Below are 22,989 nucleotides of genomic sequence, written 5' to 3'. Positions count from 1 at the left end.
ATGACCTCGGAGACGGCACGGCTGCTCACCACCCTGCTCTCCCTGGCCGAGGACACCGGTTCCCTGTCCGACGAGCTGCACTTCGCCGGCTGGGACGCCGCCGAGCGCGTCCCGCTCGACCACGGCGCCGCGAACGTCCTCCGGGCGCTCGTGCTGCCGAAGGCGGCGAAGGTCCTGGAGGTCGGCGCCGGTTTCGGTGGGCTGACCAGGTATCTGGGCGAGGTCTCGGCGACGGTGCACGCCGTCGAGGCCGAACCGGTCCGCGCGGCCGCGGTGCGGTTCCGCACCCGTGACCTCGGCACGGTTTCGGTGCACGACCGGCCGCCTTCCGATGGTTACGACCTCGTCGTCGTCCAGCAGCCGTACGCGACGAGGGGTCTGCTGGAGTCGGTTCGCGAGCGGTTGTCGCCGATGGGCGCCGTCGTGGTGCTGACGTCTTCCCGCGGTGTCGCCGGGACGCTCGCGGCGGCGGGCCTCGAAGTCCAGCGTGAGTTGCTCTGCTCCCCCGGGCACGAGGTCGCCCGCGCGGTCCGGAGCGAGCGGATCGACACCGAACTGCCCCGGCTGTCCGCGGCGATCACCGATGGCCCCGCGAACGGCCTCGCCCTGCTCTGCGGTCCCGGCGCCGCCGCGCTCTGGCCCGCGTTCCGGCTCGCGACCTATTTCAACACCGCCGAGCGCGCCGCGTTCGCGTGTACGCGCGCCGACGTCGTGCGCACCGGGGAGGGCGCCGAAGTCCGCCGCGTGCCGCTGGTGCCGTCGCCACCGGTGGCCGGGATTTCGGTCGGACCGTGCACGGACAAGGTGTACGACGCCCCGACGATGGTCGAAGTCCTGCTCGACGAGCCGGAGCGGGTCGCGGAACTGCTCACCGGCTGGCGGGATCTCGTTTGCGCGGAGGCCGCTCGCGGGGTCGAGGCGCTGTGGGATCTGGTGCCGCACAACGTTCTCGTCGACGGTGCGACGCTGCGCCCGATCGACCTCGAATGGCGGCACGCGGGTGCCGGAGTGTCCGAGGTGATCGAGCGCGGGGTGCTGGTGCTGGCCGACAAGCTGACCGACGCGGGCTGGTCCGCGGCGGCGGCTGACGGCTCGATGCGCGACCTGGCGGGCTGGCTCGGCGTGCTGATCGGCCTTCATCCCTCCTTTGTGGACGGTGCGCTGGAGCGTGAGGTGGCCTTCTCCACGATCGGCTCGTGCGGCACCGCGCACGGCACGGACGAGATACGCGCGGCGATCGCCGGGATTTGGCGAAAGCGCCTGGCGCGAACCGTCCACGAGTACCGTTCACCCAAGGTCGGCGCCGGTGTGGCGGCGAACGAAGACGAGGTAGCGAAGCGATGACGAGCCTGCATACCGCCGGCATTCTGACGCCGGACCGGCCGGTCGGGCACCTGTTCGAACTCCGGGGCTGGACCACCGGGATCAGCCGGATCGGCGAGATGTCCGTGACCATCGCGGACGTCGAGGCGAACCTGTTCCCCGAGCCGTGCCCTGGCGCGCCCGAAGGCACCTTCGGCTGGCGTGCGGTCCCGGCGACCTTCGTGCCCGCGGGCGTCCAGGACGTCGTCGTCACCGGTCCGGACGAGCGCGTGCTGAACCAGGCGACCGTCCACGTGGGAACGCTGCCGGGTGAAGAACCGCTGTGGCTGGGTGAACTCGAAGCGCCGAAGCAGGGCAAGGTCACCGAAGGACACGTCGTCTACGTGACGGGTTGGGCGCTGCTTCAGGGCCGCGCGCCGAGCTTGATCGAGGTCATGGTCGAGGGCGGCGGCACGGTCAGCGCGCGTACCCGGCTGCCGCGCAAGGACGTGCCCAAGGAGTTCCCCGGCTTCGACGACGCCGCTGTGAGTGGCTTCGAGGCCTGGGTCCCTGTCGACCTTCCGTACGGCGAAGAGCGGACGCTGTCGCTTCGCGTCCGGTACCGCACCGAAGGCGTCGGCGAGGTCGTGTCGGCGAAGCGCACCTTCACGCTTCGCAACCCAGTCGCGGACCTGGACGACGCCGAACTCGCCGACGAGCTGGCGGGCGACACCGCGCGCGCGATGGCGCGGGTGAACATCCCGACCGATCCGAAACACGTGCTGGTGTTCACGCACAGCCTCGGCGTCGGCGGCGGGCAGCTGTGGCTGCAGGAACTGCTGAGCCGGATGGTGACCGACCACGGCTGGCAGGTCAGCCTGGTCAGCGAGACCGACGGCCCGCTGCGCGCGGACTGCCACGAACTCGGCATCCCCGTACACGTCACGACGCACTACCGGAACCAGACGGTGCCCGCGTACGAAGGGCATGTCGCCGAGCTGGCGCGCTTCGCGAAGTGCTCCGGAGCGGGCGTCGCGCTCGTCAACACTCTCGGCGGCTTCGTCGGCGCCGACGCTGCGAAGCGCGCCGGGATGCCGACGGCGTGGGTGATCCACGAGAGCTTCTCGCTGCCCGCGTTCGCCTACCAGAACTGGGGCCCGGTGAAACCACCCGCCGCGGTCTGGCAGCGCTGGGAAAGCACCCTCGCCGAGGTCGACAAGCTGCTGTTCGTCGCGGACGCCACGCGCGAGATGTTCCTGCCGTACAGCAAGCCGGAACGCTGCCGGACGGTCCGCTACGGCACGCCGATGCACAAGTTCGGCGGCAGGACGCGGTCGGAGACGCGGCAGCAGGCGCGCAACATGCTCGGCTACTCGCCGGACGACATCGTGCTGGTGAACATCGGCATCGCGGAATCCCGCAAGGGACAGGCGCCGCTGATCTCGGCGATGGAGCGGATCCACAAGATCCACCCCGAGGCGAAGCTGTCCATCGTCGGCCTGCACCCGTCGCCGTACGGGCTGGCGATGGAGGAGTCGGTCAAACGCGCGGGCCTGGAGAAATCCGTCAGCCTGGTGCCGATCCAGCCGGATCCGCTGCGCTGGCTCCAGGCCGCCGACATCTTCGTGAACAGCTCGGACATCGAGTCGCTGCCGCGCTCGATCCTCGAAGCCGTCTGCTGTGGCGTCCCGGTCGCGGCGACCGACGTGTTCGGCGCGCGGGAGATGATCGTCGACGGCGAGACGGGCTGGCTGTTCGAGACCAACGACGTCGACGCGCTGACCGCGGCGTTGCTGCGCGCGCTCGGCACGTCGGCCACGCGCCGCCGCGAGATGGCCAAGGCCGCGCACGAGAAGCTGCTGCCGTGGCTCGACCCGGCGGGCTACGCGCGCGAGTACTCCGAAATCCTGACCGAACTGAGTGGGGGCGTTCATGTCTGACACCGACATTCCCGGCCGTGTCCAGGCCGAGCTGACCCGGCTCCGTGCCGAGCGGCAGGTCTTCACCGCCGAGCAGGACCGGCTGAAGGCGAAGCTGGCCGAAACCGAGCACGAACTGCGCGAGGCCACCGCCTCCGCACCGGACGAAGGCGAGTCCGCCGCCGTGAACCAGAAGCTCGCCTCGCAGCAGGAAGAACTGGACGTCGCCAAGGCGCGTCTTCAGGCACTGGAGGCCGAGGTCCTGCTCGCCCACCAGCAGCGTGACTCGCTGCGCGCGGAGCTGAAGACCTGCCGCGAGGAGCGGGACAAGCTGCGGCTCGCGCTGCTCGACGCCGAACTCGTGGTGTCGGCGGGCGTCGTCGACGCGGACGTCCTGCCCGGTGGCGAACCGTCGGCCGACCGGCAGCGCCTGCTCAACGCCGAGCGGCTCGCCGCCGAGATGGCCAGGGAACTCGACGCCACGCGCCGCACCGTCAGCTGGCGGGTCACCGCTCCGCTGCGCGTCGTGCGGAAGAAGATGGACCGGCCGTGACCGAACTCTGCTTCGTCTCCGCCGAGGGCGGTTCCGCCTTCATGGAGGAGCTCCTGGAGGTGGTCGCCGACGCCGTGCGCACGGCGGGCGGCAAGGCCAGGACCGCGGTCGGCACCTATCCCGAGGCCGACGGCGACACGGTGTACGTCGTGGTCCCCCACGAGTACTTCGTGACCGTCCCGGACGCCGACTTCCCGACCGCCGCGCAGTGCCGTCGCACCATCGGGTTCTGCGTGGAGCACCCCGGCACGGCGACCTTCGAACGCAACGCGGAACTGCTGTCCATCCTGGGCGGCGCCGTCGACATCAACACCGATTCGACCGCCGAACTGCGGCGGCGCGGGATCGCCGTCGAGCATTTCCAGCTCGGCTACAGCCCGCTGTGGGATCTGTGGGGCGGAGACCTCGACAGTCCGCGCGACCTCGACGTCACTTATCTCGGCACGGCCGAACGGCGTCGTTCGGTGCTGCTCGGCTCGTACGCGCGGGACCTCGCCGGTCTGCGGACGCGACTGCTGACCCCGCCGCACGAGCCGATGACCGCCGCCCGCGTCGACTTCCTGCCGGGCAAGGCGAAATTCGAGCACCTCGCGCGGTCGCGGTTCCTGCTGAACCTGCACCGCGAGCGCAAGCAGACGCTGGAGTGGGTGCGCACGCTCGAAGCGATGACCAACGGCTGCGTGGTGGTCAGCGAGACGTCCGTCGACGTCGAACCGCTGGTTCCCGGCGAGCACCTGGTCCTCGCGCGGCCGGAGGCGCTGGGCTCGGTCGTCGCCGCGCTCGCCGACGAGCCGGAACGGGAGCGGCATCTGCGTTCGGCCGCCTACGGCTTCGTGAAGTCGCTGGACATGACGGCGTCCGCGCGGCGGCTGATCGAGCTCGCGTCCTCGCTGGGTTCGGCGCCCGCCGCGGACATCGCCCCGGCGCGGGCGCTGGCGACGAGCCTGCGGAACCCGGAGGACGCGCTGGCGATCGACACCCCGTCGTTCGACGCGCGGTTCGCGGGCGACCGATCCGCCGCCGGCCCGGCCTCGGCACGCGGGACGGCGCTGTCGGCTCGGATCGCGCAGCGCGCGGCGGGGGCCCGGCGGGTCGCGACGCGAACCTGGGAGCCCGCGGCGGCTTCGACGGCGGGCACCGCCGACGTCGACGTGCTGATCGTGCGGCGGACCGGCGAGGTCGACCCCGACGATCTCGCGAACGACCTGCTCACGGGCAGCGTGACCCCGCGCAGGGTGCTGGTCGGCGAGGACGGCGTGCACCCGTGGCCGCGGCCGCGCCCGTACGACGTCCTGCTGCACGACACCCCCCTCGGCCGGGGGCTCACCCGGAACTCGCTGCTGGAGCGTTCGACGGCGTCGTGGCTGCTGGTGCTCGACGGCGGGATGCGGGCTTCGGAGTTCCTGCTGGAGCGGCTGCTGGCCGTTTCCGAAGGCGCCGACGTCGTGCACTGCCCGGTCGCGGATCCGGTGGACGGTCTGGTCGGCGCCCTGCCGCCCGAGGAACGGCGCTTGCGGACGCTGCCGTATCTGGGCAGCGGCTATCTGGTGCGGCGGTCGCTGGTCGACGAGTTCGGCGGGTGGAACACCGAGGTGCTGTTCGAAGGCCTCGAGGATCACCTGTTCTGGCGGCGGGTGGCCGCCTCGGCCCGGCCGACGACGCTGGTGCAGCAGGTCCTGCTGCGGCGGCTGCGCCCGGATCCGGACTCGCGGCCGATGGACCTCGACCCGCATCGGGTGTGGGCGGCCGTGGGAAGCGCTCTGTAGCTGCCCTCGCGTGCAATGAAAGGTCCTTTCCTCGCAAATTTTGCGAGGAAAGGACCTTTCATTGCACGGGAAGTGGGCGTGGCATTGGTCCGAAAGTGTGAGTTGGGCCGTGTCGGTGAACGTCCTCCCCCGGTCATGCGCCTTATGGGCAGAGCATCTGACGAGTTCGGATGCCGGCCGATAAGGAGCAGCCATGGCCTGGGAAATCGCCCTGGTCGCCGCGCTGGCCGTCGTGTTCGTCATACGGCTCGCGCTTCAACTGAGGCGCAGTTGACCCGATCTCGCGCACCCCTCGTTCACCCCATCGCGATCCGCGGTATCCGCAACTGAGGGATCCGCCGCCGCGCGGACGGGACCGGAACGAACGGCGGGCCGTCCTCACGCAGCCGTCTCTTCAGGTGGATCGTCTTGTAGCCGGTGCTCAAATATCCCTCGTTCTTCAGTTTCGCCATTTCGGCGTTGACCGACGCGGGTGAAGCGCCGATCGCCGAGGCGATGTCCGTGTGGTTCAGCCCCACGTCGAGCACGACGCCGTCCTCACCGGGTACGCCGTAGAGCGCCTGCATCCTGGTGAGGAACGCGGTCAGCCTGCTCCGGACCTTGGCCGTCGCGAACCCCAGCGCGACGTTCCGCAGGCGCAGCCGGACGGCCAGATCCGCGGTGATCAGGGCCATCATCCCGGGATCGTCGTCGAGCAGGCCGTGGAACGCGTTCCGTGGGATCTCCAGCACCCGAACCGGTTTCGTGGCGATGTACGAGAGGTGGCTGGGCCTTCCGGCCAGGCAGTCCTCGACGCCGAGCACGTCACCGGCGCCGAGCAGGTCCACGATCATCGGCGGCGAGCCGCCCTGGGCCGCGCGCAGCGCCTTCACGTAGCCGGACCGCGGGATCAGCACCGGGGGCGCCGGGTCGCCCTGGTGGAGCAGCGTGGTGCCCGCCGCGTGATCGACGTGTTTGCCGAGGTCGAGCAGCCGACGGCGCTGCCGTTCGGTGACCGCGGCCAGGAAGTCCCCGCCCATCAGCCGACCACCGCCGCGAACGCGTAGAGGATCGCCGGGAGCCCGGCCACGAGTGCCGCGACCGACCCGATGACCTTCGCCGGCTGGGCGACCTTCTTGGTCAGCAGCGACCTGGTGAGGATCGCGGCGAAAACGATGTAGGCGAGTACGACGACGCCCGCGGTGACCACCAGAAGCGGGTCAGGTGTCTTTGCCGTCAATGGTGACTCCCAGTGAGAGAAAAAGGTGAATCGATTTCTTGCCCGGCCGGGTGAGAATCACGTCGGGTAGGTGAAATCCCCTCTGCCGTTCAGCCGGAGACTAATGCTCAGCGCCATTGCGACAAAGCAACACGGAGCGAGCAGAACCCGTCCAGGGAGCGATTTCGCGACGGAAAGTAACCGTTATCCCGGTGATCTACTGGCGGAAAAATCACGCACCGTACACGCTCACGAGAGCGGAATCTCACGCGATCCCGCTGGATTCGTCAGGAAATCAGCGTTAGCCGTACATCCGTCTGATTTCGAACCGGCGATCGGAATCCAGCCGGACTCCTGGTAAAGACGAAAAAGAGGCACCGGTGACATCTGTGCACGTGCAGATGCACGACCTAAGTCAGGGTGTGCCTCGAGTCGGCCAGGTGGCGAATTAACGGACTGTCGACGTCAGGCCGCGCTTGACGACTCCCCGTCACGGCGGAGGTTTTTCGGCAATCTCAGCATTTTGGGGGAATCTCAACCCCGGCGAGGGCTGACCAGCCCCGATTCGTAGGCGAGCACCACCAGCTGCGCCCGGTCACGGGCCCCGATCTTGGTCATGATGCGGCTGACGTGCGTGCGCGCAGTGGCCGTCGAGATCACCAGGTGCGCCGCGATCTCGTCGTTCGACATGCCACCGGCGACCAGGCCGAGGACCTCGCGTTCGCGGTCGGTGATCTCGCGGACGGCGCTCACGTCGATGCGGCGGTTCTCCGGGCGGTCGACGAACTCCGCGATCAGCCGCCGGGTCACGGTCGGCGCCAGCAGCGCCTCGCCCGCGGCCACCACCTTCAGCGCCCGCAGCAGCTCCACCGGATCGGTGTCCTTCAGCAGGAAGCCGCTCGCACCGGCGCGCAACGCCTCGTAGACGTACTCGTCGACGTCGAAAGTGGTCAGGACCAGGACCTTCACCCCGGTCAGCTCGGGATTCGCGGTGATCCGCCGGGTCGCTTCGAGCCCGTCGACGCCGGGCATGCGGACGTCCATCACGACGATGTCCGGCCGGTGCGCGACGGCGGCCGCGACCGCCTGCTCGCCGTCACCCGCCTCGGCACAGACCTCGAAACCGTCTTCGGTCTCCAGCAGCACCCGGAAACCGGCGCGGACCAGCACCTGGTCGTCGGCGAGAACCACCCGGATCGTCATTCTTCCCCCTCGATGGGCAGGTCCACGCGGACCTGGAAGCCGCCGTTCACCACCGACGTCGTGAGCGCGCCACCCAGCGCGGCCGCCCGTTCGGACATCCCGCGCAGCCCGTGCCCGGGCGCGGGTTCGACGGCGCCACGGCCATCGTCGCGGACGAGCAGCGTCAGCGCACCGGTTTTCCGCTCGAACCTGACGTCGACACCCCGCGCCTGGTTCGCGTGGCGGACCACGTTCGTCAGCGATTCCTGCAGGATCCGGTACGCGGCACCGTCGACCGGGGCGGGCAGCTCCCCCGGCTCGCCGTCGACGCGGACCTCCAGCCCGGCGGCGCGGGCGTGCTCGAACAGCTCCTCGGCCTGGGCGAGGCTCGGCGCAGGCGCCTTGTCCTCCCCGGACCGCAGCACTGCCAACGTCGCGCGAAGGTCCTTCAGCGCTGACGCACTCGCTTCCTTGATGTTCAGCAGCGCCTCTTTCGCCTGCTCAGGACGCCTGTCGGCGACGTGCGCGGCGACTCCGGCCTGGACGTTGATCATCGCGAGGCTGTGCGCGACGACGTCGTGCACCTCGCGGGCGATGGTGAGCCGCTCCTGCTCGGCCATCCGGTGCCGATGCTCGTCGGCCTGCTCGCGGCGGGCCCGCGCGGCGGCCATCCCGTTGCGCACCGCCGTCCCGACCCCGACGACCGCGATCACCCAGACCAGGCCCAGGCCGGTCCGCAGGTCGAAGCCAGCGAACCCGTGCCGGACGAACAGCGCGATGCCCGCCACCGCCAGCAGCGCTCCGCCGGTGGACCCGGCGACGACCGGCCCGCGGATCTTGGTGAGCAGGAAGAGCGCGATGGTCGGCAGCACGATCGCCGGACCGCCCGGGTTGCCGGACGCGTAGTAGCCGAGCGTCAGCGCGGACGTGAGCAGGAAGATCGTCATCGGGAAGCGGTGCACGATCAGCAGCGGCACCGCGATGGCGACCAGCCACAACACCCCGGTCGAGGTCAGCTGTGGTGCGCCCGGCTGCCAGCGCGAGGCGCCGCTCGTGGCGCCGAGGACGAACCCCAGCGGCAGCACCACGCGCAGCACGCGGCCCACCCAGGGACTCCACGGATACCGTTCCTTCAGCAGCACAGGACGAAAGCTACCCGGGGCGGGGGCGTGCCGCGTCCGTTGAAAAGCGGCTTCCCGGCTACGCCGCGTGCGGTAGCCGCCGACCAGGGATGCGTCTTTCGTTTTTTTCGATTACCTTGGTGGTACCCGAGGGAGGCGACATGACATCGACGATCGAACAGCACACCGTTCTCCCGCCATCCGCCACCGAACCGGACGCCCGCCGGGAGCTCCGGCGGCTCGACGAGTTCATGATCGCGGCCTCGCCGGCACATCAGGCGAAATTGGTGGGCCCGGACGGCAGCGAGGTGGCACTTCCCGAGCAGGTCTACGACGTGCTTCGGGACGTCGTGAAGGCGATGTCCCAGGGCTTCGCCATCAACATCGCGCCGTTGAACGCCGTCCTGACCACCCAGCAGGCGGCCGACATGCTCAACGTCTCCCGGCCGACGCTGGTCAAGCTTCTGGAATCCGGTGAGATCCCGTTCGAGAAACCGGGACGTCACCGGCGGGTTCTTCTCAGCGACTTGCTCGACTACCGGGCGCGTTCCCGTGCGGAACGGCAAGGAATACTCGATGAGCTGACAGCTTCGGCGAGCCGGGACGGCAGCGATGACATCGTCGACGGGTTCGTCCAGACTCGCTAGCCGTGCCGTTTCCCGCCTTCCTCGATGCTTGCGTGCTCATTCCGATCCGGTTGACGGATCTGTTGCTGCGGCTGGCGGAGGCCGGTACTTATCGCGCTCTGTGGTCGGGCGAGGTGCTCGACGAGGTCGAGCGGAATCTCGTCGGGCATTTCGGCCTGGAGCCGCAACAAGCGAAGCGACGGTTGACCGGTATGCGCTCGGCCTTCCCGGATTCCGAGGTCACCGGCTACGAGCCGCTGATTCCGACCATGACCAACCATCCGAAGGACAGGCACGTCCTCGCGGCCGCGGTTCGCGCGAACGCCGCCGTGATCGTGACGGCGAATCTCAAGGACTTCCCGGCCTCGGCTCTCGAACCTCACCAGCTCGAGGCCGTGCATCCGGATGACTTCCTGCTCGATCAACTCGATCTGTATCCGGCGGCCACACTTCGCTGCCTGCGCGAACAGGTCAACGCCCTCGAACGGCCGCCGGAGACCTTGAGCGAGTTCCTCGAAAGATTCGAGAGAACGGTGCCCGCCTTCAGCAAGGAATCACGTCGTCTGCTCGACGGCGGGTAGCCGCCGCAGGACCGAGACCATCATCAGCACCCCGCCGGCCACCTGCACGGCCAGCACCGCCGCGTGATCCGCGGATCCCATGGTGAACGCGGCGAACAGGCCCCACGCCCCGGTGCCCGCCATCGCCCCGGCGCCGGTCCACACCAGCACCAGCCGCGGCCAGAACCGCCCTCGCGAAACGTTCGCCAGCGCGAGAACGGCGAGGAGGATGAGCACGGCGATCACGATGTCCTGGCCACGAGCGGCGATGCCGCCGGAGCCGAACGCCCAGATCGTGTGGAAGGCCGCGCAGACGAGTGCGGCGACGATGCCGAGCACGCCCGCCGCGCCGATGGTCCCCGGCTTCACGGTGCCGGTGACGACGAACCACCAGCGATCGCGGGCGTAGAGCACGAACGCGGTCAGCAGCAGGATCCCCTGCCAGGCGAAACCGCCGTAGACGACGGCCCAGACCCAGTTCTCCAGCGGCATTTCGGCCAGTTGAGCGGTCGACAGGTCGGCGACGATCACCGGGATGTCCAGCACGATCGGCGCGAGCAGCCCGGTGCCGATCCAGATCGGGAACAGGACGAGCGGCGCGGGGATCCGCCGTCCCCAGGAGTAGGTGAACGCCAGCGCCAGCACCACCGCGACGACGTCCATCCCGCCGGTCGCCAGATTCGCCAGCAACATCATGTCCGAGTCCACAAAGGACGGATCTCGGAGGCCGAGGCTGCCTCCGGTGACCCAGGACGCCTTCAACGTCAGGTACGGGAGCGTGCCGAGGATCGCCGCGTAACAGACGATCAGGCGAGCGCTGGAGATCTTGGGTGGAGCCATCGCTACGGTCATGCACTCAGCGTCGGCGTTCACATCGCGGAAAGGCTCCCTCGCGAGCCTGGTCCGCCTCCCCCTTCAGAAGGAGCTGGGCAGTTTCGCCGCGGTCTCTTCGTCCGCCGGGGTCAGCGTCGCCAGGGAGATCTCGGAACGCCGCCCGAGGTACAGGTACGAGAACTCGAACCGCAGCAGGCCGACGTCGGGATGCAGGTATCGCTTGAGCACGATCCGTTCGGTGGAGACGTCGTGTTCCTTCCACATCCGCTCGAACAGCTCGGACTCCTGCCGCAGGCGTTTGACCAGGTTCTTCCAGGCCGGTTCGGCGAGGTGCTCGGCCATCGCGGCGCGGAAACCGGCGACCACGCGGGGCAGGTTGAGCTCCCAGTCCGGGAGCCTGCGGCGCCACTCGGGATTGGTCAGGCACTGGATGAGCGTGTTGCGCTCCTCGAACGGGATGTCGTCGAGGCCGCCCATCAGCCAGTCGTAGGCGCTGTTGTAGGCGAGGATGTCGCACCGCGCGTTGCGCACGCAGACCGGGAACGGCTCCAGTTTGTTCATCATCCGGTGGATGTTCTGGCTGAGGAGCTTGCAGTCCTTCTCCAGCGGCGGTTCGGGCGCGCCGGCGAGGGTGAACAGATGCGTGTGCTCGTACGGATCCAGTCGCAGGGTGCGGGAGATCGCGTCCAGCACCTGCTCGGACGCGTTGATGTCGCGGCCCTGTTCGAGCCACGTGTACCAGGTGACCCCGACCCCGGCCAGCTGCGCGACCTCCTCGCGCCGCAGTCCCGGCGTGCGGCGCCTGCCGCTGATCGGCAGGCCGACCTGATCCGGGGTGATGCGCTCGCGGCGGCTGCGCAGGAACGCGGCCAGCTCGTGCCGCCGCACCTCGGCCACTCGCGAATCGACGGTCATGGTCACCTCATCAGGTTCGCAAAGCTCGAAGCCGGTTACCAGGTAGTGGTGGTACCAGGATAAACACACTCCTGGTACCAGGGTCACGATCGGCTGATCGTGGTACTCATGACTTCGACGCAAGTTCCGGCGACGCCCGCGCGCGTCACCGCCGGCCCGGCCCTGACTTCGGCGGGCCTGGTCACCGTGCTGCTGGGGGCGGCACTTCCGCTCATCGACTTCTTCATCGTCAACATCGCCCTGCCCGCGATCGGTTCGGACCTCCGCACGTCTTCGGCCACCTTGGAACTGGTGGTCGCGGCCTACGGGATCGCCTACGCCGTCCTGCTCGTCGTCGGCGGACGGCTCGGCGACGCCTTCGGCCGCCGCAAGCTGTTCCTGATCGGGCTGACCGCGTTCACTTTCACCTCCCTGCTCTGCGGGATCGCGCCGACGGCGTTGACGCTGGTGCTGGCACGGGCCGCGCAGGGGGCGGCCGCCGCGCTGATGCTGCCTCAGGTGCTGTCGATCATCCAGGCGGCGACCACCGGCGAACGCCGCTCCAAGGCCCTCGGTCTCTACGGCGCGACGGCCGGACTTTCGATGGTGCTGGGCCAGTTCCTCGGCGGGGCGCTGGTCGCCGCCGATCTCTGGGGTACCGGCTGGCGGCCGATCTTCCTGGTCAACGTCCCCGTCGGCGTCGTCGGTCTGGTGGTCGCGCGGCGGCTGATCCCGGAGAGCCGTTCGCGGAACCCGATCGGCATCGACCGTCCCGGCACCTTCTTCCTGGCGATCGCGCTGGTGTCGCTGCTGCTCCCGCTGGCGGAAGGACCGGTGCAGGGCTGGCCACTGTGGACGATCGCGTTGCTCGTGGTGTTCCCGTTCGCCGCGGCCGGGTTCGTCCACGTCGAGCGGCGGATGGAACGCCGGGGCGGTGTCCCGCTGCTGCCGCCGTCGGTGATGCGGATGCCGAGTGTGCGCCAAGGTCTGCTGGTCGGGGTGCCGTTCTTCATCGGGTTCAGCGCGTTCATGTTCGTGTTCGCGGTGACGTTGCAGGACGGCCTGCACCTGGGGCCGTTCGGTTCCGGCCTGGTGACGGCACCGCTTTCGCTCGCGTTCTTCGCGATGTGCCTGGTCAGCAGCCGCCTGGTGACGCGGTTCGGGCAGCGGGTCGTGGCCGCCGGTCTCTCGGTGCAGCTGCTCGGGCTGCTGGTGCTGATCGGGACCGTGCTGCTGGAATGGCCGAATCTGGGCGTGCTCGATTTCGCGCCGGGGATGCTGCTGTGCGGCCTCGGCCAGGGACTGGCGATGACGACGGTGTTCCGGATCGTGTTGTCGAAGGTGCCGCCGGAGATCGCCGGGGTCGGCAGCGGGATGCTGACGACGTCGCAGCAGGCCGCGATGGCGCTGGGCGTCGCGACGCTGGGGACGTTGTTCGCGTCCGCCGGTGCCGGGCCGCTCGGGATGAAGGGCGCGTTCGCGCTGGTCATCGGCATCCAGGCACTGCTGACGGTCGGCGTGATCACGGTCGCGCGGCGGCTGCCGGACCCGCGTGCCTGAGAAAGTTCGGTTTCACCCGTCGGAGTTGTGGCTCCCCGAGCGACGATGGGGATGTGACGGAACCACGGGTGCATCGGGACCCGGCCTTCGCGCTGCTTTCGCTGTACGAGACGGCGTTGCCGGAGGTCTACGGGTACCTGCTGTCCCGGTGCGGTGATCGCACCCTCGCCGAGGAGCTGACGTCGGAGACGTTCCTCGGCGCGGTGAGGGCCTGTCGCAAGGAGCTCGCGCCGCCGGTGAGCACCGGGTGGCTGATCGGCGTCGCCCGGCACAAACTCGCCGATCACTGGCGGCGCAAGGAACGCGAGGAACGCGGGCTGCGGCTCGTCCACGAAGAGGAGTACACCGATCCGTGGGACGAACGGCTGGACGCGCTGCTGGCACGCGAGGTGCTCGCGTCGCTCGGGGCGCATCACCAAGCCGCGTTGACGCTTCGCTACGTCGACGGCCTCCCGGTCCCGAAGGTCGCCGAGCATCTCGAGCGCACGGTGCACGCCACGGAGGCGTTGCTCGTGCGGGCCCGTGCCGCGTTCCGGCGGGCTTACCAGGAGAAGGAGGGTCGCGATGTCTGATCCATTCGACGCGCTTCGCGCGCCCTCGCAGCCTGTCGAGCCTGACCCGCTCTTCGCCGCCGAACTGCGTGACAACCTTCGTCGCGCCGTCCTGAACGGAGCCGAGATGACCGAAACACTCACCACCACCGATGCCGAAGTCCGCTCTTTGACGCCGTACCTCGTGGTGACGGACGCCCGCGCCGCGCTCGACTTCTACGTCGAGGTGTTCGGGGCGCGACGGCGGTCCGACCCGATCGTGATGGAGGACGGTCGCGTCGGGCACGCCGAACTGGCGATCGGGGACAGCGTGCTGATGTTCGCGGAGGAGTTTCCCGAACTGGGCATCGTCGTGGCGCCGGCCGGTGGCCCGCTGATCCGGGTCGAGGTCGCGGACGCGCATGCTTCGGCCGCGCGGGCCGTGGAGCTGGGCGGAGAGCTGCGGCGTCCCGTCGCGGACGAGGGCCACGGGCTGAGCGGGGAGATCAAGGACCCGTACGGCCAGCGGTGGCTCGTCGCGCAAGCGGCGCCTCGACCCGCTTCCGGCGCTACGCCGATCCGGCATGGCGAAGCGGGCTACTTCACCTTCCAGGTCCCGGACGACGAACGCGCGAAGGCGTTCTACGGCGCCGTTCTGGGCTGGCAGTTCTCACCCGGACGGGTCGAAGGCGGTTGGAGTGTCGAAGGTTCCGGCCTGCAGGGCGGGCTTTGGGGCGGCCCGGGGCGGCAGGTGGGCTGGAAGGTCATGTACGCCGTCGACGACCTCGCCGCCGCCCTCGACCGCGTCCGGGCCCAGGGCGGCCAGGCGGGCGAAACCGAACAGCAGCCCTACGGCCTGAGCGCCGAGTGCGTGGACAACCAGGGCATCGAATTCTGGCTCTGGGAACAGCCGCGCTCTTAAGTCACCTCCCCACCCCCCACCACTCCCAGGGGGGGCGACCCCGAAGCCAGTCTATCGCCGATGGGGGCCGGGAGGCGGGCGTGAGGCGGGTTGTCCACAGGTGGGAGCCATTGTGGACAACCGCTTGCCGTGAAGGCCTCCTTCCCTACCCTGAAAGTAGGGAAGGAGGCCTTCACGGCAAGAGAGTCAGCGGCCCGCCGCGTAGCCCTGCATACCGCGCGCGTTGGCGGCGGCGCGGAGCACGCCGCCGGACCGGGACACGGCCGAAAGCCGCCCGAGCGCCCAAGGTCCGGCATCGACGACGGCGTGCCCGCGCTCGGCAAGTGCGTCCATTGTGGACTTACCGAGGCGTGACTCGACCACCAGTTCGCGCGGCGTCCACGAACGCGGATAGAACGAACTCGGGAACGCGGTGGTGTGCCACGCCGGCGAGTCGATCGACTCCTGCAGGTTCAGCCCGCCGAGCGTGTGCGCCAGCCAGAAACACAGCTGCCATTGGTCCTGCTGGTCGCCGCCCGGTGTGCCGAACGCGAGCACCGGCTCGCCGTCCCGCAGGCCCATCGACGGCGAAAGCGTGATCCGCGGCCGCTTGCGTGGCGCCAGCGAATTCGGCAAACCCTGTTCCAGCCAGAACATCTGCCCACGCGAGTCGAGACAGAAACCGAGTTCCGGGATCGTCGGGCTCGACTGCAGCCAGCCACCCGACGGCGTCACCGAGATCATGTTCCCGGCCGCGTCGACGACGTCGATGTGCACAGTGTCGCCGCGGGTCTCACCCAGCGGGCCGACCGTCGGCTCCCCCGTCGCACCGGAACCGGATTCCAGTCCGCGCAGCCTTTCGAGGATCGCGGGCAGCCGCGGCGAGGGTCCGCCGGGCCGCAGTTCGGCGGACGCCTCGTCGGTGATCAAGGCCCGGCGGGCGTCCGCGTACTCGCGGGAGATCAGCAGATCGATCGGCACGTCGGGGGAATCTCCGTACCATGCCTCACGGTCCGCGAAAGCCAGCTTCGCCGCCTCGACGGCCAAGTGCACCGTGCGTTCGGTCGGGATTCCGTCCACATAGGACAGCTCATCGCGCAGGCCGTCCAGCAGCCGAGCCTGCTGCAGCAACGCCGGACCTTGCGTCCAGGCGCCCATCTTCACCAGGCCCCAGTCGCCGAAGTCGACCTGCAGCGCGTCCTCGTACGTCGCTTCCCAGCCCGCGATGTCCTCGCCGGTGAGGAGACCGGCGTGATCGCGGCCGGAATCGTCGCGGAAAGCCTTGCGGCTGAATGCCTCGATGGCTTCGGCGACGAAACCCTGCGACCACGCGCGGCGCCCAGCGTCGATCTGCGCCTCGCGGCCGCCGGCCGACTCGGCCTCGGCGAGCAGCCGCTCCCAGGTGTCCGCGAGCGCCGGATTGCGGTGCAGGCCTTCGACCGGCTTGCCATCCCGCATCCAGAGCGCCGCGGACGTCGGCCAATGCTCGGTGAAGAGTTCCTGGACCGCGCGGATCGTGTCGCCGACCCGGCTGACCAGCGGAATCCCGTTGCGTGCATAAGAAATCGCGTAGCCGAGGACGTCGCGCAACGACTTCGTGCCGTGATCCCGCAGGAGCAGCAGCCAGCCGTCCCACGCGCCCGGGACCGTCGCGGGGAGCAAGCCGCTGCCGGGGATCAGATCGAGCCCGAGGTCCGCGAAGTATCCGGGCGTCGCGGCCGCGGGCGAGACGCCCTGACCCGCGAGGACTCTCGGAGTCCGGTCCGTCGCGGTGACGAAGATGCCGGGGACCTGCCCCGCCGGGCCGCACAGATGCGGCTCGGCGATCTGCAGGACGAATCCGGCCGCTACCGCCGCGTCGAAGGCGTTGCCACCGTCTTCCAGCACCGCCATCCCGGTGGCCGAAGCCAGCCAGTGCGTCGATGCCACCATGCCGTGGGTGCCGGCCAGTTCCGGCCTGGTCGTGAACACGACGGTGATACTACGCTTTGCTAACTACTTTTTCAGTCCCAGCAGTTGAAGAGCACCTCGCCGATGAAATCGGGCCGCCAGCACTGGACGTCGTAGTGGTTCTTCCAGCGCGGTTCCGTGATGTCGATCGGCGCTTCGAGCTCGGCCCGGGAGTACAGGCGGTGTTCGGGAAGAAGCTCTCTCAAAACAGCCAGCAGTCCCGGCTCGTCGACAAAGGTGATCGATCCGTAGCCGATGGATGCGTCCGCGATGCCCACGATCTCCCGCCGTCCGCCCTCGTCCCAGTCCTGTGTCCACAACACCGCGACGGTCCGATGGCCATAAGCGATCTCGCCGGTTTCGAAGTTCCGTGCCACCTCGCCCGGCACGAACCGGACAACCTGGCCACGTGTACGCCGGGCGGCCTCGTAACAGACCTTCCGGAACTCCTTCGCCTCCATCACCCGTCGAAACTATCCCCGCGCGGCCACCGGAGCGTCATAGTTTTCCAGCGTCGCCGCGTTCGCCGCCCGCGACGTGATCCACGTGAACACCTTCGTCATCGGCCGCGAACCCAGCACCCGGTACAGGAAGTTCCGGTAGCCGACCATGAACCGCGTCTTCGGCGCGAGGAACGTGCCGATGCCGGCCGCCTGCTTCTGCGAGATCTTCACCGGACCGCGCAATTTCTCTTCGTACCGCGCGAAAGCGACCTCGTGGTCGCCGTGCGCCGCAGCGAGTTCCCCCGCCAGGATGTACGCGCCCATCATCGCCAGCCCGGTGCCCGAACCACCCGGCCCCGCGCACCAGGCCGCGTCGCCGAGCAGCACGACCCGGCCCCGCGACCACTTGTCGAGGTGGATCTGGCTGAGCGAATCGAAGTAGAGCGTGTCCGCGCTCTGGAGGCTCTCCAGCAGCGTCGGGATTTCCCAGCCGAAGTCGGCATAGCGCTCGGCGAGGGCCTTCTTCTGCGCCTCGACGTCGCGTCGATCCACCTCCAGTGACTCCGACGCGAAAACGAAGCTGACATTGAGCGCCGAGCGATCGCGGCCGCTGGCGACCATGACCGTCCGGCCGGGGACGCTGCAGATCTGGCCGAGGTGGTCGAGGTCGAGGTGATTGGGCGCGCTGAAGCCCGCGGTGTGGAAGCCGAGGTCGGTACGGAACAGCTCTTCGTCGCCGAATGTCAGCCGCCGCACGCCCGAGTGCAGCCCGTCCGCGCCGACGACCAGGTCGAATCTGCGTGACTCGCCGTGGGCGAAGCCGACATCGACACCGTCCGAGACCTCGTCGAGCCCGGTGATCCAGTCGCCGAAGATGTACTCGACGTCGTCTTTCGTGTGGTCGTAGAGGATGCGCGTCAGATCTCCGCGCTCGATCTCGACTTCGCCGCTGAAGAAGACCGACGGCATCTGGGCGACCTTCTTGCCCCGCGTGTCGACGATGACCTGCGCGCCCATCGCGGTTTCTTTCGCGCGGATGTCTTCGAGGATCCCCATGCGCTTGAGCAGCGTCATCTGCTCGCCGCGGAAGTCGACCGCGCTGCCGCCTTCACGCAGAGCGGGCGCCCGCTCGACGACGGTCGGCGCGAAACCGCGCTCCCGCAGCCAGAAGGCGAGGGCCGGACCCGCGATGCCGGCGCCGGAGATCAGAACGGTGGTCGTCATGGCTTGCTCCCTGGGTTCGTGGTGATGGGAGTGACCGTACGGCAGATTTGCACGCTTGGTCAAGCCACTTGGTCAAACCAAATGGATAAACCGCGTGGTCTAGGATCGCGGGCATGGGTAATCGCGAGGACCTGATGGCGGGCGCCATCGAGTGTTTGAAGGAAAAGGGCTGGTCACGCACGACGGTGCGGGACATCGCGACGGCGGCGGGAGTCAGCCACGCGGCGATCGGCTACCACTTCGGATCGCGCGAAGCCCTGCTGCTCACGGCGTTCTCTCAGGCGATGGACGACTGGGGCAAGGAGATCCAGGCCGAGATGCGGGGTGCCGTCGACCCCAACGCGTCACCGTCCGAGCAGTACGCGGCTTCGTGGCGCGCGATGATCGACTCGTACGGGCGCAACCGCCAGCTGTGGATCGCCTCGATCGAAGCGTTCGTCCAGTCCGAGCATCACCCTGAGCTGCGGAAACAGCTCGCCGCCGCGCAGCGCGAGGGCCGCCGGGGGATGGCGGCGGGCATCCTCGGGATCGACGAGGACACCCTCACCGAGGCGGACGAACGCCGCATCGGCGCGGTCGCCACGGCCCTGAATTCGGGCGTGATGCTGCAGCACATGCTCGATCCGGAGAACGGCCCGACGGCCGAGGAGGTCGTGGACGGGCTGCTCAAGCTCGTTTCGCTGGTGTCATGAAACGGCGACCTTCCGCCGCAGCGCCGCCCGCGGCCGCCCGACCCCCTGCCACGACAGGCCCGCGTCCAGGATCTGGTGCGGGTCGAGGAGATTGCGCGTGTCGACGACCGAATCGCCGTCCATCTGCTCGGCCATGTAGGTCCAGTCGAGCCGTTTGAACTCGTCCCATTCCGTCAGCACGACGACGGCGTCGGCGGCCTTCGCGACCTGGTACGGGTCGTCGACCACGGTCATGCCGTCGATATGCCCGCCGACGGCGGGGTCGTAGGCGGTCAGTTCCGCGCCGAGCGCGCCCAGCACGGACGCGACCGCGAGGGCGGGCGAGTCGCGCAGGTCGTTCGTCCCGGCTTTGAACGCCAGCCCGAGGACGCCGATCCGCGAACCGGCGAGCGTGCCGCCGACGGCGCCGGCGATCTTCGCGACGATGCGGTCCCGCTGCGCGATGTTCTCCTCGATCGCCGAGGTGAGCAGCGTGAAGTCGTACTGCACCGACTCGGCGACCTTCACCAGCGCACTGGTGTCCTTCGGCAGGCACGAGCCGCCCCAGCCCGGTCCGGGTTTGAGGAACGAGCGGCCGATGCGCCGGTCGTAGCCCATGCCCTCGGTGACCAGGTCGATGTCCGCGCCGAGGCGTTCGCACAGTTCGGCGATCGAGTTCACATAGGACAGTTTCATCGCGAGGAAGCAGTTCGCCGCGTACTTCACCAGTTCCGCGCTGGCCGCGTCGGCGACGACGACCGGGGCGGCGAGGTCGGCGTAGAGATCGCCGACCCAGCGGGCGGCCGCGACGTCGTCCGAGCCGACGACGATCCGGTCGGGGCCGAGGAAATCCTCGACCGCGGTGCCCTCACGCAGGAACTCGGGATTCGACACCACCGGCACGTCCGTGCGGCCGAGCATCGCCTGGATGCGCTTCGACGTCCCCACCGGAACGGTCGATTTGGTGATCAGCGCGCAGCCCGGCGGGATGACGTCGCCGATCTCGGCGGTCACGGCTTCGACCGCCCGCAGGTCCGCCGAGCCACCCGCACCCATCGGCGTTGGCACGCAAAGGAAAACGGCCTCGGCGTCGCGAACGGCGTCGCGTGCGCCGACCACGAACTCGAGTCTCCCGCTGGTCAGCCCCCTCGACACCAGCTCGGACAATCCCGGCTCCAGGATGTCCACCCGTCCGGCGGAAAGCCTTGCGACCTTCGCCTGGTCGACATCGACGCAAGTGACTCGATGCCCCAGGCCGGCCAGGCAGGCCCCCGTGGTCAATCCGACGTAACCGGTCCCCACCACCACGATCCGAGCAGCGCTCATGCTGCTGAAGGTGACAGCCGGAGTTGACCTCCGAGCGAACGGAATGCTTCAGGCCCGAATACTCCTCACGACATGCTTCGCACCGGAGTGAGCCATCCCACCTGGGCCCGATGCGAACGAGCGTTAACCTATGAACGGTTGCCGACGAAAGGGAGAACATGCAGATCACCGATACCGCGGCGCTCGTCACGGGTGGCGCGTCCGGGCTCGGCGGCGCGACCGCGAAGGCGCTCGCCGCGAAGGGCGCGCGGGTCTTCGCGCTGGACCTCGCCGGCGCCATCGCCAACGCCGAGCAGATCGAGGGCATCACCTACGTCGAGGCGGACGTGACCGACCCGGAGCAGGTACGCGCCGCCGTCGCGACCGCGGCCGAGTCCGGGGTGCCGCTGCGAACGGTGGTGAACTGCGCCGGGATCGGGCCGTCCGCGCGGATCCTTTCGAAGAAGGGCCCGCACGACCTCGCCCTGTACGCGAAGGTCGTCCAGATCAACCTGATCGGCTCCTTCAACGTGCTGACGCTGGCCTCCGAGGCCATCGCCAAGACCGAGCCGCTGGCCGACAACGCGCGCGGCGTCATCATCAACACCGCGTCGGTCGCCGCCTTCGACGGCCAGATCGGGCAGGTCGCGTACTCGTCGTCCAAGGGCGGCATCGTCGGGATGACCCTGCCCGCCGCGCGCGACCTCGCGTCGCACGGGATCCGCGTGCTGACCATCGCGCCGGGCATCGTCGACACCCCGATGCTGGCGACGGTGAGCGAGGAGTTCCGCGCTTCGCTGGCCGAGGGCGTGCCGTTCCCGAAGCGGCTCGCGCGGCCGGACGAGTACGCGCAGCTCGCGCTGTCGCTGATCGACCACGACTACCTGAACGGCGAGGTCATCCGGATGGACGGCTCGCTGCGCATGGCTCCTCGCTGACGGATGTCAGGAAAGGGCCGTTCCTGACGGAAAACGTCAGGAACGGCCCTTTCATGACATTTCAGGGGCGGGTGAGGCGGACGTCCAGGCTGATGCCCGACGTAGTGATCTCACCCGTCCGGAACGCGGTTTCGGCGACCAGCCCGCCGAAGTCGACCGGCGTGTACGCCCGCCGCCGCAGCCCGGTGAGCGCCTGCCGCACACCGAGAGCCGCCAGCTTCCCGAGCTTCATGCTCTCCACCTCGCGCACGATGTCGCCATCGGTCGAGTCCCGGTTCATGTCCTGCACCACGGCCGTCCCGCCCGGGCACAGCACGCGGTACATCTCGTCGAGCGCCTTCACCGGCCACACGAAGTTCTTGAACGCCGCCTGGCACACGACGAAGTCGAACGACTCGTCGTCGAACGGCATCGCCGCGACATCGCCCTCGCGAAACGAGACCTCGACTCCTTCAGTTCGCGCGTATTCGCTCGCGATCTCGACGAACGTCGGCGCGACGTCGAGGCCGGTGACGGAGAACCCGAGCCGCGCGAGTTCGACGGCGAAGTAGCCGGGGCCGAAGGCGACCTCGAGGATCTTCGCGCCTTCCGGCAGGTCCGCGGTGAGTTCGCGCGCCTGCTGCCGCCATTGTTCGATCTGCGGTCCGGTGCCGCGCTGCCGGGCGTAGTTCCGCGCCAGCGCGCCGCCCATCTCCGGCAAGATCTTGAACCGTTTCCTGTCCTTGATGTTCGACATGTCTCTCCAGGTTGTTCGCCCGGAGCCCGGTTATCCTCGAAGTGCCGTCTCGTGGCCGGGTTCCGGTTGCGGGATCGTCGCCCCGGCGGGGTGCTGCAACACCTCGCCGGGGCTCTTTCAACTGCGGGTACTCCCCCTTTCCGCCAGCATGGCCCGCCACTGCGCGAGCCCCGGCATCGAGCCGGAAGTCAGTTCCCCGAGGATCGAGCGGACCCATTCGGCCTCGGCGACCCGGATCGCCAGGTGGTACTCGGTTTCGAGCAGCACCAGCCGCGGGATCTCTTCGAGGAGCCGCGCCAGCTCCGCTCGCGTCGAGGCGATGTCCTCCTCCAGCGCCGCCAGCCGGGTGCGGAACAGGGCGACCACCTCGTCCGGCCCGAGCCACCCCATGACCGACAGCCCGGCGACGAACTTCGGCTCCTCCGGTGCGAGCTCGCCCAGGAGCTCACGCAGCCAGTCGAGCATTTCGTCACGGCCGGCGTCGGTGATCCGGTACACCGTGCGCTCGGGTCGTGCGCCGTCGCGACCGCTCTCCGCGGCCTCGATGAGACCGTGTTTCCGCAGGTTGCCGACGACCGTGTAGAAGGAACCCCATTTGATCCCCATGTCGCGGTCCTTGCCGCGGCTCTTCAGGACCGAGGCCATTTCGTACGGATGCATCGGGCGCTCGTTCAGCGTGGACAGGATCGCCAGCGCGAGCAGATTCCCGACCTTGCGCCGCTTCACCGCGCCTCCTCGTGGACGAGTACTCGTCAACGAGTATCCACAGGGCCGCG

General features: G+C 69.1%; 23 protein-coding genes. 11 read left to right on the top strand and 12 right to left on the bottom strand.

Annotation, left to right across the window (positions count from 1 at the left end):
- From AB8M46_RS12180 to AB8M46_RS12165, 4 genes are read left to right on the top strand one after another with little or no spacing between them, the layout of a single operon-like run.
- Positions 1–1,344 (top strand): methyltransferase, encoded by a 1,344-nt coding sequence (locus AB8M46_RS12180; protein WP_394360305.1) that lies wholly within the window; start codon positions 1–3, stop codon positions 1,342–1,344.
- Positions 1,341–3,242, top strand: a complete 1,902-nt coding sequence (locus AB8M46_RS12175; RefSeq protein WP_037333739.1) for a glycosyltransferase family 4 protein — start codon at positions 1,341–1,343, stop codon at positions 3,240–3,242. The genes AB8M46_RS12180 and AB8M46_RS12175 overlap by 4 nt, the downstream gene beginning before the upstream one ends.
- The gene (locus AB8M46_RS12170; RefSeq protein WP_233629528.1) at positions 3,235–3,774 is read left to right on the top strand and encodes a hypothetical protein; all 540 of its coding nucleotides are present in this window, start codon (positions 3,235–3,237) and stop codon (positions 3,772–3,774) included. The genes AB8M46_RS12175 and AB8M46_RS12170 overlap by 8 nt, the downstream gene beginning before the upstream one ends.
- The gene (locus tag AB8M46_RS12165; protein WP_394360304.1) at positions 3,771–5,540 is read left to right on the top strand and encodes a glycosyltransferase; all 1,770 of its coding nucleotides are present in this window, start codon (positions 3,771–3,773) and stop codon (positions 5,538–5,540) included. Before AB8M46_RS12170 ends, AB8M46_RS12165 begins: the two co-directional genes overlap by 4 nt.
- Before the next feature lie 296 nt (positions 5,541–5,836).
- Here AB8M46_RS12165 and AB8M46_RS12160 read toward each other — a convergent pair whose 3' ends face one another.
- The 4 genes from AB8M46_RS12160 to AB8M46_RS12145 all read right to left on the bottom strand — a co-directional run bounded on the left by AB8M46_RS12160 (position 5,837) and on the right by AB8M46_RS12145 (position 9,062).
- A complete protein-coding gene (locus tag AB8M46_RS12160) occupies positions 5,837–6,559 on the bottom strand; it encodes a Crp/Fnr family transcriptional regulator (protein WP_394360303.1) in 723 nt (240 codons plus the stop codon).
- Complete coding sequence (locus AB8M46_RS12155; protein WP_125731490.1) at positions 6,559–6,759, bottom strand: hypothetical protein; 201 nt, start codon at positions 6,757–6,759, stop codon at positions 6,559–6,561. Before AB8M46_RS12155 ends, AB8M46_RS12160 begins: the two co-directional genes overlap by 1 nt.
- Positions 6,760–7,272: 513 nt before the next feature.
- Positions 7,273–7,941 carry a response regulator transcription factor gene (locus AB8M46_RS12150; RefSeq protein ID WP_350592107.1) on the bottom strand — a complete coding sequence of 223 codons (669 nt, stop codon included), beginning with the start codon at positions 7,939–7,941 and terminating at the stop codon, positions 7,273–7,275.
- Positions 7,938–9,062, bottom strand: a complete 1,125-nt coding sequence (locus AB8M46_RS12145) for a sensor histidine kinase (RefSeq protein ID WP_394360302.1) — start codon at positions 9,060–9,062, stop codon at positions 7,938–7,940. Before AB8M46_RS12145 ends, AB8M46_RS12150 begins: the two co-directional genes overlap by 4 nt.
- 140 nt (positions 9,063–9,202) lie before the next feature.
- Here AB8M46_RS12145 and AB8M46_RS12140 point away from each other — a divergent pair, with 140 nt between their 5' ends.
- Complete coding sequence (locus AB8M46_RS12140) at positions 9,203–9,688, top strand: helix-turn-helix domain-containing protein (RefSeq protein WP_394360301.1); 486 nt, start codon at positions 9,203–9,205, stop codon at positions 9,686–9,688.
- A 2-nt stretch (positions 9,689–9,690) separates the two neighbouring features.
- A complete protein-coding gene (locus AB8M46_RS12135; protein ID WP_360121096.1) occupies positions 9,691–10,248 on the top strand; it encodes a PIN domain-containing protein in 558 nt (185 codons plus the stop codon).
- Here the strand turns inward: AB8M46_RS12135 and AB8M46_RS12130 are convergent.
- Both AB8M46_RS12130 and AB8M46_RS12125 read right to left on the bottom strand, forming a co-directional pair.
- Positions 10,222–11,079 (bottom strand): hypothetical protein, encoded by an 858-nt coding sequence (locus tag AB8M46_RS12130; RefSeq protein WP_394360300.1) that lies wholly within the window; start codon positions 11,077–11,079, stop codon positions 10,222–10,224. The two genes, AB8M46_RS12135 and AB8M46_RS12130, sit on opposite strands and share 27 nt — an antisense overlap.
- Before the next feature lie 63 nt (positions 11,080–11,142).
- Entirely contained in the window at positions 11,143–11,976 is an 834-nt protein-coding gene (locus AB8M46_RS12125; RefSeq protein ID WP_394360299.1) for a helix-turn-helix transcriptional regulator, read from the bottom strand.
- Positions 11,977–12,084: 108 nt separating this feature from the next.
- Between AB8M46_RS12125 and AB8M46_RS12120 the strand changes: the two genes are divergently transcribed.
- Genes AB8M46_RS12120 through AB8M46_RS12110 form a run of 3 tightly spaced genes read left to right on the top strand, consistent with a single transcriptional unit; the run spans position 12,085 to position 14,967 of the window.
- Complete coding sequence (locus AB8M46_RS12120; protein WP_394360298.1) at positions 12,085–13,515, top strand: MFS transporter; 1,431 nt, start codon at positions 12,085–12,087, stop codon at positions 13,513–13,515.
- 53 nt (positions 13,516–13,568) lie between these two features.
- A complete protein-coding gene (locus tag AB8M46_RS12115; protein WP_394360297.1) occupies positions 13,569–14,087 on the top strand; it encodes an RNA polymerase sigma factor in 519 nt (172 codons plus the stop codon).
- Positions 14,080–14,967: a VOC family protein gene (locus AB8M46_RS12110; protein WP_037333767.1), complete on the top strand. Its 888-nt coding sequence runs from the start codon at positions 14,080–14,082 to the stop codon at positions 14,965–14,967. Before AB8M46_RS12115 ends, AB8M46_RS12110 begins: the two co-directional genes overlap by 8 nt.
- 186 nt (positions 14,968–15,153) lie before the next feature.
- On the opposite strand, the gene AB8M46_RS12105 is transcribed toward AB8M46_RS12110, so the two are convergent.
- The 3 genes from AB8M46_RS12105 to AB8M46_RS12095 are packed head-to-tail and all read right to left on the bottom strand — an operon-like array spanning position 15,154 to position 18,563.
- Positions 15,154–16,917: a gamma-glutamyltransferase family protein gene (locus tag AB8M46_RS12105; RefSeq protein ID WP_394360296.1), complete on the bottom strand. Its 1,764-nt coding sequence runs from the start codon at positions 16,915–16,917 to the stop codon at positions 15,154–15,156.
- 32 nt (positions 16,918–16,949) lie between these two features.
- Positions 16,950–17,357 carry a hypothetical protein gene (locus AB8M46_RS12100; protein ID WP_394360886.1) on the bottom strand — a complete coding sequence of 136 codons (408 nt, stop codon included), beginning with the start codon at positions 17,355–17,357 and terminating at the stop codon, positions 16,950–16,952.
- 12 nt (positions 17,358–17,369) lie between these two features.
- A complete protein-coding gene (locus AB8M46_RS12095; protein ID WP_394360295.1) occupies positions 17,370–18,563 on the bottom strand; it encodes an FAD-dependent monooxygenase in 1,194 nt (397 codons plus the stop codon).
- A 113-nt stretch (positions 18,564–18,676) separates the two neighbouring features.
- Between AB8M46_RS12095 and AB8M46_RS12090 the strand changes: the two genes are divergently transcribed.
- Positions 18,677–19,255 (top strand): TetR/AcrR family transcriptional regulator, encoded by a 579-nt coding sequence (locus AB8M46_RS12090; RefSeq protein WP_125731468.1) that lies wholly within the window; start codon positions 18,677–18,679, stop codon positions 19,253–19,255.
- Here AB8M46_RS12090 and AB8M46_RS12085 read toward each other — a convergent pair.
- Positions 19,250–20,560, bottom strand: a complete 1,311-nt coding sequence (locus AB8M46_RS12085) for a UDP-glucose/GDP-mannose dehydrogenase family protein (protein ID WP_125731466.1) — start codon at positions 20,558–20,560, stop codon at positions 19,250–19,252. The two genes, AB8M46_RS12090 and AB8M46_RS12085, sit on opposite strands and share 6 nt — an antisense overlap.
- A gap of 158 nt (positions 20,561–20,718) precedes the next feature.
- Between AB8M46_RS12085 and AB8M46_RS12080 the strand changes: the two genes are divergently transcribed.
- The gene (locus AB8M46_RS12080) at positions 20,719–21,477 is read left to right on the top strand and encodes an SDR family NAD(P)-dependent oxidoreductase (RefSeq protein WP_037333780.1); all 759 of its coding nucleotides are present in this window, start codon (positions 20,719–20,721) and stop codon (positions 21,475–21,477) included.
- Between the two features lie 61 nt (positions 21,478–21,538).
- Here AB8M46_RS12080 and AB8M46_RS12075 read toward each other — a convergent pair whose 3' ends face one another.
- Both AB8M46_RS12075 and AB8M46_RS12070 read right to left on the bottom strand, forming a co-directional pair.
- Positions 21,539–22,213: a class I SAM-dependent methyltransferase gene (locus AB8M46_RS12075; RefSeq protein WP_394360294.1), complete on the bottom strand. Its 675-nt coding sequence runs from the start codon at positions 22,211–22,213 to the stop codon at positions 21,539–21,541.
- Positions 22,214–22,330: 117 nt separating this feature from the next.
- Entirely contained in the window at positions 22,331–22,939 is a 609-nt protein-coding gene (locus AB8M46_RS12070) for a PadR family transcriptional regulator (RefSeq protein ID WP_073845984.1), read from the bottom strand.
- Positions 22,940–22,989 lie beyond the last annotated feature (50 nt).

Source organism: Amycolatopsis sp. SB7-3 (assembly GCF_041021335.1).
Classification (GTDB): Bacteria; Actinomycetota; Actinomycetes; order Mycobacteriales; family Pseudonocardiaceae; genus Amycolatopsis; species Amycolatopsis japonica.
The sequence above is the reverse complement of the archived record's forward strand: the minus strand, read 5'-3'. Positions and strand labels throughout refer to the sequence as shown.

Bases quoted from the DNA above. Each gene is read 5' to 3' on its own strand.
- AB8M46_RS12180 (WP_394360305.1), top strand. From the start codon at position 1: ATGACCTCGGAGACGGCACGGCTGCTCACCACCCTGCTCTCCCTGGCC.
- AB8M46_RS12175 (WP_037333739.1), top strand. From the start codon at position 1,341: ATGACGAGCCTGCATACCGCCGGCATTCTGACGCCGGACCGGCCGGTC.
- AB8M46_RS12170 (WP_233629528.1), top strand. From the start codon at position 3,235: ATGTCTGACACCGACATTCCCGGCCGTGTCCAGGCCGAGCTGACCCGG.
- AB8M46_RS12160 (WP_394360303.1), bottom strand. From the start codon at position 6,559: ATGGGCGGGGACTTCCTGGCCGCGGTCACCGAACGGCAGCGCCGTCGG.
- AB8M46_RS12150 (WP_350592107.1), bottom strand. From the start codon at position 7,941: ATGACGATCCGGGTGGTTCTCGCCGACGACCAGGTGCTGGTCCGCGCC.
- AB8M46_RS12140 (WP_394360301.1), top strand. From the start codon at position 9,203: ATGACATCGACGATCGAACAGCACACCGTTCTCCCGCCATCCGCCACC.
- AB8M46_RS12130 (WP_394360300.1), bottom strand. From the start codon at position 11,079: ATGACCGTAGCGATGGCTCCACCCAAGATCTCCAGCGCTCGCCTGATC.
- AB8M46_RS12125 (WP_394360299.1), bottom strand. From the start codon at position 11,976: ATGACCGTCGATTCGCGAGTGGCCGAGGTGCGGCGGCACGAGCTGGCC.
- AB8M46_RS12120 (WP_394360298.1), top strand. From the start codon at position 12,085: ATGACTTCGACGCAAGTTCCGGCGACGCCCGCGCGCGTCACCGCCGGC.
- AB8M46_RS12110 (WP_037333767.1), top strand. From the start codon at position 14,080: ATGTCTGATCCATTCGACGCGCTTCGCGCGCCCTCGCAGCCTGTCGAG.
- AB8M46_RS12100 (WP_394360886.1), bottom strand. From the start codon at position 17,357: ATGGAGGCGAAGGAGTTCCGGAAGGTCTGTTACGAGGCCGCCCGGCGT.
- AB8M46_RS12095 (WP_394360295.1), bottom strand. From the start codon at position 18,563: ATGACGACCACCGTTCTGATCTCCGGCGCCGGCATCGCGGGTCCGGCC.
- AB8M46_RS12090 (WP_125731468.1), top strand. From the start codon at position 18,677: ATGGGTAATCGCGAGGACCTGATGGCGGGCGCCATCGAGTGTTTGAAG.
- AB8M46_RS12085 (WP_125731466.1), bottom strand. From the start codon at position 20,560: ATGAGCGCTGCTCGGATCGTGGTGGTGGGGACCGGTTACGTCGGATTG.
- AB8M46_RS12080 (WP_037333780.1), top strand. From the start codon at position 20,719: ATGCAGATCACCGATACCGCGGCGCTCGTCACGGGTGGCGCGTCCGGG.
- AB8M46_RS12075 (WP_394360294.1), bottom strand. From the start codon at position 22,213: ATGTCGAACATCAAGGACAGGAAACGGTTCAAGATCTTGCCGGAGATG.